Below are 13191 nucleotides of genomic sequence, written 5' to 3'. Positions count from 1 at the left end.
TTAACAGGCCTTACTGTATTGACTGGGCGTGATCCCCATATTTTTTTTAAAATGACGATTAAAGTGGCTTTGATCGTAAAATCCTACAGTCAAAGCTGCATGTGCAACACTTTTACCACAGCGCATAAGTGCCTTTGCGTGATTGAGGCGATGCTGAATTTGAAATGCGTGTGGAGTGAGGCCTGTTTGTGACTTAAATACTCGAATAAAGTAAAAAGGACTCATATCAACAAGGCTGGCAAGTTTATCGAGTGAAACCTCTTCAAACAGATTGTCCAATAAAAACTGCTGGGCGGTGCGGATGCGCGCTTTTACTGACTTTTGTTTCCCTTCAAGCCTCACATTACCTTGCTTTTGGCTCAGATAAGACAGTAAGGCTACCAGCTGAGATTGTTTTGCTAATAAGCCACTTTCAGACTCTAATACATTGAATGTAGTATTCATTAGTTGTGCAAGCGTTGGATCATGTACTACGGCATCTTGAAAAAACGGTGCCATGGCGCTGCCACTTCCCAAAAGTTGATTAAAAAGCTCCGGCGTTGGGTACAAAGAGCGATATGAAGAAGGGCCTGCGGAAGCTTTTCGGCAGTCATGTACTTGCTCTGCGTTTATCAAAATAATGCTATGTTGCTGAGCAACGTGCTCTCCACCAGAGCGATAAAATTTCTGCGCCCCACTCTCAACAAAGGCTAGGGTGTAGCCACTGTGACTATGTCTGCCAAAGTCCTCTTTTTTATCAATGTTATGAAGTACTTCTAAGCCACCGAGATCACGATGAAAACTAAACTTTGCATGTTGCATATTTCTCTCCCCATTGATAAGAAGGGTATCCGCCTTAACGCGATATGTCTTGTACAAAATTGCACAATTGGCTCACCAGACTTGTTTTTTTATTATATTGACCTGGCGGCTTTTTATCAGACACCGACTATTTTGCACTATTAATGTATCTTCATAAGTACCGTTGAAGATAGTGGTTGGTGCATGTGGCTGTCCTATTGCCTGTTGATGGAGCACAAAGTAACTGTTTGCCTCATACAGATTAGATTTTATATGTTTAATATTGGCACTAGTCATCATGTGCATACTTTTTGTCTTGCTTATGGCTTGCTGTTGCCGCAGTACGATGTCATCTGCACCTGTTAGACTAATCTTGAGTGCGGGTATGGTAAATGTAGCGTTATCAGTGAAAACACTGCGGTAATCAGCCGCTGATTGAGCATCTCGATACGTTATGTATTCTTGTAGTGTCTTTTCACAGTTTTTAAGATAGGTATTTTTAGGTGGTGTAGAGGTACATCCAGTCGTAAGTAAAAGTGTGACAAAAAGCGCAGCGAATACTTTCATATTTATTATCCATGTTGAATGATGATTGTTAATTTCAGGTAATGCTAGTTTCTTGTCAAGCAACACCATTCTTGCCGTTTATTTCAAAAAGCGCTTACGCTTGTATGTTTTTCATGTGCCGACGATATTTGAGCAAAGCAGTATAGTTACTCATAGCGCCTTGAGCAGTTGGCGGATCACAGTGGTAGTGCCGCAGATCTGAAAGTCGGGTAAATAAACTTCAATGTAATTATTTTGTAAATAGATTTTAACGTTAGCCTCCTATTATCTTTTTTGGACTAGTCCAGACAATCTTAGTAAAGGAAAGATAATGAAATTACCCGTGCTTCGCAGTGCATTACTTGCACTTTCATTCACCGCCTGTGCAGATGCACTTGAAAATAAAGTATTGCTGATTGGGATCGATGGATTGCAATACGAAAAAATTGGCAGCAATCATACCCCAAATTTTGACCGCTTATTTCTAAGTAAAGCGTATACAGGCGGGCTCTCAAAAACTCAAACACAGCAAAAAACCAAAAGTGGCCCAGGCTGGGCAACGATTTTAACGGGAGTTTGGGTGAACAAACATCAAGTCCCAAGTAATGACTCTGGCTTGGCGAATAACGCCTATCGTAGCCTTTATCGTTATATTGCAGAGCATGACGCCAGCGCTCATATTGCGAGCTTTAGCACTTGGGGGCCTATCCATAGCCAATTCTTTCGACGCGATCTCACTTTAATGAAGCAAAGGTCAGAAGGCGGCAGTGATGATGATAATTTGAACAAAGCGTTGGCGACATTAAATAATGACTCTACAGACTTCGTTTTTCTACATTTAGATGAGCCAGATGCCGTAGGGCATGCCTTATGTTTCGGCTCTGCGTACAATAAAGCGGTCGAAGATGCAGATAAAAGATTAGGCAAGCTTCTTGATGCCGTTGAAGCCAAAGAGCGAAAAGGTGAAAACTGGTTAGTGATGGTCACGACAGATCACGGTCGCACGCCGATTGTTGGTTGTCACCATGGTGAGCAAACAGAACCAGAAAAAACTATTTTCATAGCTTCTAACAAGAGACTGAATAAGGAATTTAGTTCGAAGGCTGTTAACCCTGCTAATACGGACTTTTCTGGTTTGTATGGTTACCCGGCACAAACTGCGATTGTACCGACTATCTTATCCTTTATGGGAATAGAGACGGGTGTCCAAGCGGGGTTTGAGAGTACATCACTGTATGGTGATGTAGGGATCCGTAAGCTAAATTACGCCAATAAACTTTTTACCTGGCTTGATGATGCACATGCGCCTACTCGGGTTTATCGTAATAATCAATTGCTTGAGACATTACCCGCGGGTGTGTCGCAGTGGCAAGACTCAGCCCCAACTTCTGGTATCAATGACTATAGCTTTGAGCAGCAGGGCGTCTATGTTGGCTATCGTGTGACTGAGCTTAATTTGACCGCAGCACATCAATGGCACAACACTAAAAGCTATTTTTTTTCTGAAGATGCACGCTATTGGCGTTACGACACCTTGTTAGATAAAACTGATGATGGTTATCCTGTGGCGGTGACGGACGGCAATTGGCCGGGGCTTGCAAAATATGCAGAGCAAATTCAGGCAAGTTTCTACAAAGACCGTAATACGGTCTATTACTTTTTATCTACGGGGCAGTACCTAAGTTATGACGTACAAAATGATAGGGTACGAACGGGTTATCCTAAAGCCATAGATAACAGCTCGTGGCCGGGGCTTGCTGAATATGCGAACAAAATAACGGCGACACTACGCTGGACGTCTGACAAAGTATATTTTTTCCTAAATGATGGTCGATACTTACGCTATGATTTAGGAGATGACAGTGTTGATAGTGGCTACCCTAAGGCCATTAATGATAGCACTTGGCCGGGGATGGGCGACTATGCGAGCAAGATAAGCGCTGCTTTAAAGTGGAACAGTACACGTGCTTACTTCTTTTTAGATGACGGTCGTTACCTGAGATACAGCATTACATTAGATAAAGTAGACCCAGGTTATCCTAAAGTAATTGACAACGGCACTTGGCCTGGGCTGCAATAGTAGTAACAAAAATAATAGACTTTTCAAGGAGTGAGCAGCTGAAAACCGACACTCCTTTTTTTCGTCCAGCTTTTCTGTTGTGGACAATTTTCGGTTATGCTGAGTACATCTCGTTTTATTTGGATATGATTGATGGACTTTAGATCTGACACAGTTACGCTACCGACGCATGAGATGAAGCAAAGTATGTTTGATGCAGCACTTGGTGACGATGTTTATGGCGACGATCCGACGGTAAATACCCTAGAGCAATTTGCGGCTGAGCGTCATGGGTTTGAAGCTGCGCTATTTACCTCATCTGGCACGCAAGCAAACCTTCTGGCGTTAATGAGTCATTGTGAAAGAGGTGACGAATATTTATGTGGCCAACAGGCGCATAATTATAGGTTTGAAGCGGGTGGTGCGGCAGTGCTTGGCTCAATCCAACCACAACCTCTAGAAAATGAGGCTGATGGTAGTATTTGTCTAGAACGGATCAAGCAAGCTATCAAGCCCGATGATTTTCATTTCGCTAATACAAAGCTACTCAGTTTAGAAAATACCATTGGTGGTAAAGTACTTAGCCTTGAGTACCTAGAAAAGGTGCAGGTGCTGTGTGATGAACACGGATTAATGCTGCATTTAGATGGTGCTCGCGTGTATAACGCGGCTGTGGCACAAAATGTGGATATTAGAGAAATTGTTAAGCATTTTGATTCTTTTACGATTTGTCTCTCCAAAGGACTTGGTGCGCCAATTGGCTCTTTATTATTGGGTAATAAAGCATTTATCGAAAAAGCACGTCGACTGAGAAAAATGCTGGGCGGTGGAATGCGTCAAGCGGGCATGCTTGCAGCGGCTGGCCTTTACGCCTTACAGCATCATGTAGAACGCCTCGATGAAGATCATCAAAATGCACAGTATTTAGCTGCAAAACTTGAACGAGTCCCGGGGTTTAAGCCATGTAAGCATACAGTACAGACAAACATTGTGTTTGTTGAAGTTGAGCCTCACATAGATTTATTCACTATCGCTGAGCAGTTAAAGAGAAAAGGGATAAACATCACTCCAGGCTACCAGGGGTGTAGATTGGTTACCCACTTGGGGATTGAGCAGGCGGATATCGATACATTTATTACTGAACTTTCACGCATTACTCAGGTTTAGTTTGAACAAATTTTCACAAATATCGTGTTGACTTTAGGAACGTGACTCACTATTTTCTGCTTTTTCACAGAGGGAATAAGTCAATGTCATCATTTTTAGTCAACACAACCGTTGGGGTTGCTGCACTTTTTTGTAGTTTAAGTAGCTTAGCGAACCCTGTGGAGTTTTCAGTTGGAACAGGATATCCGTTTTTTGGTCAACTTGAGGTGTCGGTTCCTCAAGCGCAAAATCAGAGTAAATGGTATGGTAGTTATCGCATTGGACTTGATGATGGCTTATTACTTGGTTATGAGCGTGCGGTATCAGCGAATAATAAACATGCTGTAGGTGTTGTTGCGGGCGCGCTTGGGGCGAGAGATGTCGGTCCGGCTTGTGAAGAAGATGATGATATTGTATGTGGTATTTTTGAGCCAATTATTAACTTGTTTGATGATGAAACCACCAACGGTGTCGGCTTAAGTTACAGTTATTACTTTTCAAGCATTAACCAAAGGGGCTGGCATGTGAAGTTCATAGCAGGCTACGGCGAAAGTAGTGAGTCGAATAAAAAGCGTGCGGATGGCAGTGTGGCGATAAGTTACCAATTCTAATGTAATGGCTCTAATTCAATATAAGCTCAGTTGTGGATAATTCCTGCTCTAGATATTTTTATGGCCTTTTAATGTAATTCACTTCCTATATTTGGCTATTGGAAGTGAATTACACGCTGTTATCGATAAGTTTGGCAGCAAGGAAGATATTATTTATTCAACACTAAGACTATTTAGCTTCACCTGTGAAGTGATTGGCATCACAGCTGGAAATGTATTTACTTGGGCGAAGCTATAAGGATAATAAAGGTTTAAGTTGTTGCTTAGCTTTAAGTCAATGTGCTCTATAGAGCCACGCTCATGACATGTGATTGCTGCCTCAAGTCTGAAAATGGTTTTATTCATTTTTAACTTTTTTTCTTTATTTCCTTGATTATTAATTAATTCATCTATTAAAAGTATATATTTAATAGGGTAGTAGTTATATAGAGAGTAACTTACGGGGTTATACCTCGTTAGTTCTAATGGTTGGTCGCCATTATTATCAAACTGAACGTCAAATCTATTTTTTAAAGTATGATTGCAAATAAGTGCGACACACCTTTCCTCATTCAAAAATAATAAAATATAAGATAATAGGACATCAACCCAACTTCCGCGGTTATTCTTTCTTGCAACTTCAGTAAGACCACTCTTGGAATTTAGGATCCACGCTGCGAATGCTTTTAGCCATAATTTGAAGCCGCGCAGGGTATCGGTGTCCAACTTATCGTTAAGTAGTGCACAAGCCTCAATCGCAAGTAACAGCCAGCGAGAGTCAATGATCCCCAGCCCATACTGATTACCAGTCCATGGCATAATTTGTGCGAACTCCATGTGAGGGTTCATGGCTGTTTCACCATCAATAAACCAAGTGTTTATTTGCGCCTGGATATATTCAATTTTTTGTTGCTCTGGAGCATCACAATAAGACAAAGCAACGAGATGTAGTCTTGCACATACCTGCGCCAATTTAGGCTTATCAGATATACTCGCCAAAAATGGGTTTGATCTACTATCTCTATGCTGTACGTTTTCTTTACTTTTTATTAAAGGGTTTGTATTTTCATTAACGTAGTAATAAGGGGCGAAGGATAAATAATCTTTTGTACATCCACTAGGAGGATCGACATCTTTTTTTGTGATAGAGATTATACCAAGGTTAACCGCTTGGTTAGCAAGCTGGTGAAGCTCAGTGTTATCCGCGTTACTGAGTGTCGTTTTATATTTTGATGTAAGGTGAGAAAAATACCTATGGAGGTTAGTTGTGTCTTCGACTTCAATTTTTTTTACGACATCTCTTACAGTTTTCCGGTAATTAAAAATAAGTTTAGATATTGATAGGTTAGTTATTATCTTTATGTTTTCTTTCACGATATTTTCTCATAAATCTTATTTTTGTGCATGATAACTCATAAAACCCTTTTGCAGGTACATTTTCTAGCTAAACTTTAAAAGTCAACAGGCGAACCCACTGTCTTTAAGGAGAAAATGAGTAGGCGTCATCGCAGAGGCACATGAAACCAGTGACTAAAGATGAAGGTTAGGTGTATGTGGTGGGGTTACATAATTGTGGATTTACACATAACGATGGGTCTCGTTGCAGGTAAAAACACTGAGCTATGTTGTTACACCAACTGACCGAGTCAATTGGTGTAACCCTTATCCTGATACTTGGTTTATCAGAACTTGTATTTTACGTTGGCGCTAACGGTACGACGTTGCCCATAGAAACAGTCGCCTCGATACAAACAACTGGTGATGACCGTTTTGTCACTCACATTATCGATTTGTAGACTGAACTGATACTGGTCAATATCATAGCCAATCATCATGTCAATGAGGTTGAAATTATCAGTGACTAATTGCTCATGTAGTGTTTGGCCGTTAAGGACGATTGTACGACTACCATCATATGTTTCACCTACATGTCGAACACCTGCACCAAACTTAAGCCCTGGAAGCAGGTTATCCGCTCTATACGTTGCCCAAATAGATGCAAGGTGTTTAGGAGTTGCTGAAAGCGGAGCATCATCAGTGATAAGTGTTCTTAAGTCTTGTGCTGCAAATAGCTCCATGCTGGTAAGTGGAGTGATGTCTTGCTCGGTATCAGAATAAGAGTATGCAGCATAGACATCGAGGTATTGCCACTCAAGTTGTGCTTCCAATTCAAACCCTTTCACTTCAATCTCACCGTCTTGCACTTCAAATTCAGGAGATACTTTGCGAACTTGGTTTTTATCTTTTATTTCAAATATTGATGCTGTAATTAAGTGCTCAGTGCCTGCTGGTTGATATTTCAAGCCAAGTTCAACTTGCTCACCTTCTAGTGGCTTGTAGGCACCACCTTGCGCTTTTTGACCAAATACTGCTTTGAATGACTCTGAGTAACTTGCGTATGGAGCTAAGCCATTCTCGAACTGGTATAACACACCAACTCGCCCTGTAGTCGCAGTTTGGCTATTTTTATTTGCGCCTTCAGTTTGCAGCTGATTTGACACATCATCATAGCGAAGTGCTGCATTGAGTACCCAATTGTTTACTTCAGCCGTGACTTGAGCGTAAGCGCCCAGCTGTTTATTATTTAGAGTGTTTTCAGGGTTATCTACTACCGCCGTTGGTAACTCTGTACTTAAGCCATAAACAGGGTTATACAAGTCTAACGGTGCTGCAACTCCACGGCCACGATCTGAGTCGGTATCAGCATTTTGATAATCTACACCTGATACCATAGTGAGTTTTAACGCATCTAGCTCTAAGTATTTATGGAACTGCAGATCCATGGTTAAGCTACGCGCGCTTGAATCTGTGAGGCTAGCAATACGATTTACAGTACGTTTATCCGCTTCAAATTTAGGTGGCCAAGAGTAAATGGTGCGATATTCAGCGGTACTGTCGCTATATCGGCCAGAAAATTTAATGTGGGTGTCTAAATCAAAACTGTGTTCGATAATCGCCGTGATGGCTTGTTGCTCAGTATCATATTTATCCCAGCCTGGTTCGCTGACAAAGCGCTCACTTGGAATTTGACCATATTTTGCAGGTAATATAGTGCCTTCGTGTGGAAAGAATTGGGTAGACGAACCTGACTCATTACGCTGTAAGTTGGCCAGCACGGTGACTTTAGTTTCATCTGACGCAAGCCAGGTAAAACTTGGAGCCAGCATAAGTGTGTTGTCGTCAACGTAATCCGTCTGTGTGCCACTGTCACGATACATAGCTACGGCGCGAGCTTGATATTCCTGTTGTTCACCAAATGTAGTGTTATAGTCAATGGCTAGTTGCTTGCGCTCATAGTTACCAACTTGTGCCCAAATTTCACCGCCGGTATCTGCATTTGGCAGCTTAGATACTGCGTTTACAATTCCGCCGGTAGAGCCCTGACCATATAGAACAGAAGAGGGGCCTTTTAGGATCTCGACACTTTCAAGTGCGTATGGGTTTGTTCGAGTATTGTTGTAGTTGCCGAACAGTTTTTGTAACCCATCTACATACAGTAGGGGATCAACGCCACGAATTTTTGACCAGTCACCACGTGTGTCAACACCATAAGGACCGTTATAAACACCAGCAACATACCCAATTGCGTCCTGTAACGTTTCAGCACCTAAGTCTGAGATACGTTGTGCGGTCAAAACAGAGACAGAAACAGGTGTTTTGATAATTGGAACCGCTGTTTTTGAAGCCGTAGCACTAACGTACGAAATCAGTCCTCTTGGACTAACTTCAATGATTTCAATGTCCTCTTGGGTTGTTTTACTCTGCTCTTGAGCGGTTACTGAGCATGATAAGGCAAGAGCAACGCTGGCGAAAAGCGTCGGGTATTTATGTTTGAATGAGCGCATGATTAATCCCTATAAACTTAATTTTTGCAAATGATATTGTAGATGATAGTGATTATCAATAGTGTTGTTCCATATTTTGCAAATGTTACAATAAATTATTTTTCTATTAACATCATGCGCTTAGACATTTCTATTGTGACTTAGAAGTGCTTGTACGCTTGCTTGCGCAGCGTTTAGAGCAATACTTCACTTCTTCCCAGTTTTGTCTCCACTTCTTTCGCCATAAGAAAGGACGGCTGCAAACTGGGCATATCTTCTGAGGTAAATGTGGTTTTTTATGTGCCATCTAGCGTTTTCGATATTCATTTGAGGTTTGGATAAGGCATTAATTATCCGAATTCCAGGTTTATACCAATTATCTTTATTAAGTGGTCTATTTTGAAGCGAGAAAATCTTATCGATAACTCCGCTACCAACAAGGTATCAATATCCCTATAGGCAAGGCAAACAAACTTGCTATTTAGTTGTTCTAAATAAGAAATTTTCAACGTAGTTAGCGTCAGAGTTACTCCTTCAAATTGAGTAAGTATCAAGGCTAATTGGTATTATTACGTAGACTAACACAGGCCCGATCGAAAAAAGCCCCTTTGCTTGTGCAAAAAGGGGCTTCAGAAAGGAAACTACTACAACCTACATGGTTTAGATGAGCGCATAACCCCCTTTGAGGTGCCCGATATTATTAAAGCCTAAGCGGGCTAGGGCTTGTGCAGCGGCTTGGGAGCGACTACCACTACGACACACTAAAACCAGCGGCTGTGCTTTGTTATGGCTATGCTTACCAACAAAATCGGTTAAACGTGTAAGCGGAACATTTTGATCAAACGCACGGTTGTGGTTAAGTGCATACTCATGTGGTTCACGAATGTCTATCAGTAATAGGTTTTGGTTATTCGCTATCTGTGTTTCTAACTCCGTAGCCGTATATTCTTGCAGGGTAAATGTGTCTTTACCGCAAACTGCTGCACCACACATGATTTCAGTACCCGTCTCATCATTGATGTCAGCATCAATAAGTCTCTTTGCTTTGGCAAACTCTGTTGCTGAAAGTTCACCTTGTATGACTTGATTTAGTATTGAATTTCTAGACATTTCAGCGCTGAGTGTCGTTGTAAATTCATTATTATAATCATGGCTTGGGCATAACAAGGTCTCTTCAGTGATTACTTCGGCGAGCGCTTGGATACTGTTGTACATTGCGTCATTGGAGCTGGTGGTAAAATTCGTTCTACCCAATGCTCCCATCAAAATTAAGTCTCCGCAAAATACATACTTTATCACCAGTTTTGCTGGCAGTTGTTCCAATAGAATGTAAGAAACACTGTCGGCGGTGTGTCCTGGGGTGGGCAATAAAGCAAGCTGATAACGTCCAAAAGATAGACTCGCGAGTTGTTGGCCATTATATTCAATTGTCTCTGTTTGAGGTGGCCATCCAAGGTGGTCGCTCGCAGTTGCTGCTAGCGAAAAAGCGACTCTGCTTGATTCGTGATCTGCATGGCCATGAGTATCTAAAACTGCAAGCAGGGTAAGCTGTTGGCATTCTAAAATGGTTTTTAGGCGCTCAACCAGCTCTGGTAACGGGTCTATAATGATTGCGACTTTTGACTGTTTATCGGCAAACAACCAACAACAAGCGCCACCGATTTTAAATTGTACCAGACCATCAAGTGATTCTTTGTTACTTATCTCATTGCTGGCTTGCATTAAACAACTGTGACCCAAAGCTTGAGCACAGTGACCAATACGTTCACATGCAGCATCGATTTCTGCTTGAGTGGTAGCAGGACCAAAAGACATGCGAATAGCAGATTCACTTTGCCATGCCGGCAGTCCCATCGCATCGAGAACAAAACTTCGCGTTACCTTTGAGCTACAGGCTGAGCCTGAGCTAACTCGGATATTTGCGGCATCAAATAAGTCCATAATTTCTTTTGAACTAAAGCCTGGTATCGCAAAGTTTAATGTGGTCGGTACACTATTTGTGAATTGGTTATTAAACACGATAGTAGGAAATGCTTGTTTTAGTGTTTTTGCCAATTGGTTGCGATATTGGCGGAGTGTTTCTACGTCAACAAACTCGCTGTTACCCTCTTTTAATAGCTCATCAAAAATAACGTTAAGTGCAGCTAAACCAGGCAGATTTTCCGTGCCAGACCTAAGTCCACTTTCTTGACCGCCACCAGCAATAAAGGGGGTAAGTGGTGCATTGTCTCGTATATAGACAAAGCCAATACCTTTAGGAGCGTAAAGTTTATGGCCACTAAAAGGTGCGTAATCAATAGTTGTTTGGGCAAGATTTAACTTACGTTTACCTAATGCTTGAACACAGTCAACCATCCAAAAAACAGTAGCATGGTTTGTTCTTATCACCGTCTCTAACTCAGCGAGATCTTGATATACACCTGTTTCGTTATTGACTGCCATGGTACAAATCATCAAAGCGTTAGGCACTTCTTTGGCAATGAAATCTTGGTCTAGGCGACCATGACCATCGACGGGAATGGCTTTAACCTCTGCATTGATTTCAAGTATTTTATTCCAATGTTTTAATGACTCTGGAACCGCTTTATGTTCCGTTGCACCATACAGTAAGGTGTATTGCTGCTTTGGCTTCATTTGCTTCTTTGCTGCGCAAAGAGCCGACAAGATACCTGTTTGGATCCCTTCTGTCGCGCCACTGGTAAAAATAACGCGGCCGTTACCTGAACCCAGCACTGTGCGTGATTTTTGGCGAGTCTGCTCCATCAATTGCTTTGCTTGTAATCCCGTGATATGACTACTACTTGGATTTCCAAACATGGTCTTCATGGTCATCAATGCGGCATCTGCCGCTCGTTCTAACACTGGTGTTGTCGCATTAGCATCTAGGTAGATTTGAGATAACTGAGTTTCTTGTGTCATGACTGTGCCTTAAGGTATAAGCAAATTACCCATATAACAAAAAGTAATAAGTAATTATTTATAGTTATAGTAAGGCAGATACGCGCGGGATTCAACTATTGTTGGTGGGTTTCTTCATTTCAAAATATAGTACGGTTAATGTAAAATTAATTTGAAAAATATGTTTTCATCGTGTTTAATTGCGTTCACTTAATAGGTATTTTTTAAAATCACCTTTTGGTAAGGAATTAACCTCTTATTTATAGACGGAAATATCATGCTTCAACGAATAGCAAGACCAACAATGTGGCCGCTGTTTTTTACCTTGGGAGTATATGCCACGCTCATTTGGATCCAGGGCTTTTATCAAGCCTTGGGGCAAATCGTTAGCGAATCGAGCATCGCGTTAACCATGGCATTAGGTTCTTTTGTTGCGGGTGGCACAGCACTGGGTGGTGGAGCTGTGGCATTTCCTGTGATGACAAAACTATTAAATATCGACCCTGCAACTGCCAAAGTATTTTCTCTCGCTATCCAAAGCTTCGGTATGACCGCTGCGACAATCACTATTTTTTGCCGTCGCATCCCAGTCTATAAGAACGTGATCATCATGGCCTTACCTATGGCAGGCATAGGTGTAACGCTAAGTTTGTTTTTTATTGCGCCGTTTGCGCCACGGCTCCTTGTGAAATCTATTTTTAGCTTTTTATTACTCTGCTTTGCGTTGACTCTGGTGCTTAGGTGGTGGCGTAAAGCCCACCATCAACCAAGCAGTGAATTTATTCAGCCAAAGATGGTAAGGTTTATGATAGTGGCCTTCATCGGTGGAGTTGCCAGTGGCCTTGTTGGCTCAGGTGCAGATATCGCTCTTTTTGCATTGTTAGTAATTGCTTACAACGCCGACGTTAAAAAAGCGACGGCAACATCTGTCGTTGTCATGACTTTTACCTCCCTTGTAGGAAGCAGTATCAATGCCTGGCATCTCAATACTATTACCGCAGAGATAAACAGCTATTTGCTTGCAGCTATCCCGATTGTCGTAGTCGGGGCGCCGTTAGGTGCTTATGTATGTTCTAAAGTTAAGGTTGGGCATTTGGTCAGCTTTTTGCTTATCTTAATTGCTTTGGAAGTGAGCTTTACCTGCTATGAGTTATATCCAACGTTACGTAATTGGTATTAAATAACTTTTTCTCAGAATACTAGTAAGCAAGCTAAGTGCAGCAACCAAAAACCTCTCTGGAGCGCAAAATACAGATGGCTTATACCAATTTGCTTAATTAAGTGGTCTATTTTGAGGCGAGAAAATCTTGTCGATAACTAGGCAAAAGTTTTGCTATTTAGTTGTTCT

At 41.6% G+C, this 13191-nt stretch carries 10 protein-coding genes; 4 read left to right on the top strand and 6 right to left on the bottom strand.

Annotation, left to right across the window (positions count from 1 at the left end; translation table 11 throughout):
* Positions 1–801 (bottom strand): AraC family transcriptional regulator, encoded by an 801-nt coding sequence (locus tag D9603_RS03280; RefSeq protein WP_128730098.1) that lies wholly within the window; start codon positions 799–801, stop codon positions 1–3.
* A 72-nt stretch (positions 802–873) separates the two neighbouring features.
* A complete protein-coding gene (locus D9603_RS03275; protein ID WP_128730096.1) occupies positions 874–1347 on the bottom strand; it encodes a nuclear transport factor 2 family protein in 474 nt (157 codons plus the stop codon).
* A 310-nt stretch (positions 1348–1657) separates the two neighbouring features.
* Between D9603_RS03275 and D9603_RS03270 the strand changes: the two genes are divergently transcribed.
* The 3 genes from D9603_RS03270 (at position 1658) to D9603_RS03260 (ending at position 5142) form a co-directional block, all read left to right on the top strand.
* Complete coding sequence (locus D9603_RS03270) at positions 1658–3406, top strand: alkaline phosphatase family protein (protein ID WP_128730094.1); 1749 nt, start codon at positions 1658–1660, stop codon at positions 3404–3406.
* Between the two features lie 132 nt (positions 3407–3538).
* Complete coding sequence (ltaE, locus tag D9603_RS03265) at positions 3539–4552, top strand: low-specificity L-threonine aldolase (protein WP_128730092.1); 1014 nt, start codon at positions 3539–3541, stop codon at positions 4550–4552.
* Positions 4553–4635: 83 nt separating this feature from the next.
* A complete protein-coding gene (locus D9603_RS03260) occupies positions 4636–5142 on the top strand; it encodes a hypothetical protein (protein ID WP_128730090.1) in 507 nt (168 codons plus the stop codon).
* A gap of 153 nt (positions 5143–5295) precedes the next feature.
* Here D9603_RS03260 and D9603_RS03255 read toward each other — a convergent pair whose 3' ends face one another.
* The 4 genes from D9603_RS03255 to D9603_RS03235 form a co-directional block, all read right to left on the bottom strand.
* Positions 5296–6495 (bottom strand): alginate lyase family protein, encoded by a 1200-nt coding sequence (locus tag D9603_RS03255; RefSeq protein WP_161972717.1) that lies wholly within the window; start codon positions 6493–6495, stop codon positions 5296–5298.
* A 308-nt stretch (positions 6496–6803) separates the two neighbouring features.
* Positions 6804–8966, bottom strand: a complete 2163-nt coding sequence (locus tag D9603_RS03250; RefSeq protein ID WP_128730086.1) for a TonB-dependent siderophore receptor — start codon at positions 8964–8966, stop codon at positions 6804–6806.
* A gap of 130 nt (positions 8967–9096) precedes the next feature.
* On the bottom strand, positions 9097–9252 hold the full coding sequence (locus D9603_RS03245; protein WP_128730084.1) for a DUF2256 domain-containing protein: 156 nt from the start codon (positions 9250–9252) through the stop codon (positions 9097–9099).
* 353 nt (positions 9253–9605) lie between these two features.
* Positions 9606–11864, bottom strand: coding sequence for an aminotransferase class V-fold PLP-dependent enzyme (locus D9603_RS03235; protein ID WP_128730081.1), 2259 nt, complete (start codon positions 11862–11864; stop codon positions 9606–9608).
* 256 nt (positions 11865–12120) lie between these two features.
* Here D9603_RS03235 and D9603_RS03230 point away from each other — a divergent pair, with 256 nt between their 5' ends.
* A complete protein-coding gene (locus D9603_RS03230; RefSeq protein WP_125253053.1) occupies positions 12121–13023 on the top strand; it encodes a sulfite exporter TauE/SafE family protein in 903 nt (300 codons plus the stop codon).
* The last annotated feature ends 168 nt before the right edge of the window (positions 13024–13191 follow it).

The organism is Pseudoalteromonas sp. PS5, assembly GCF_004103255.1.
Lineage (GTDB): Bacteria > Pseudomonadota > Gammaproteobacteria > Enterobacterales > Alteromonadaceae > Pseudoalteromonas > Pseudoalteromonas peptidolytica.
This window is presented reverse-complemented; position numbering and strand designations above follow the sequence as displayed.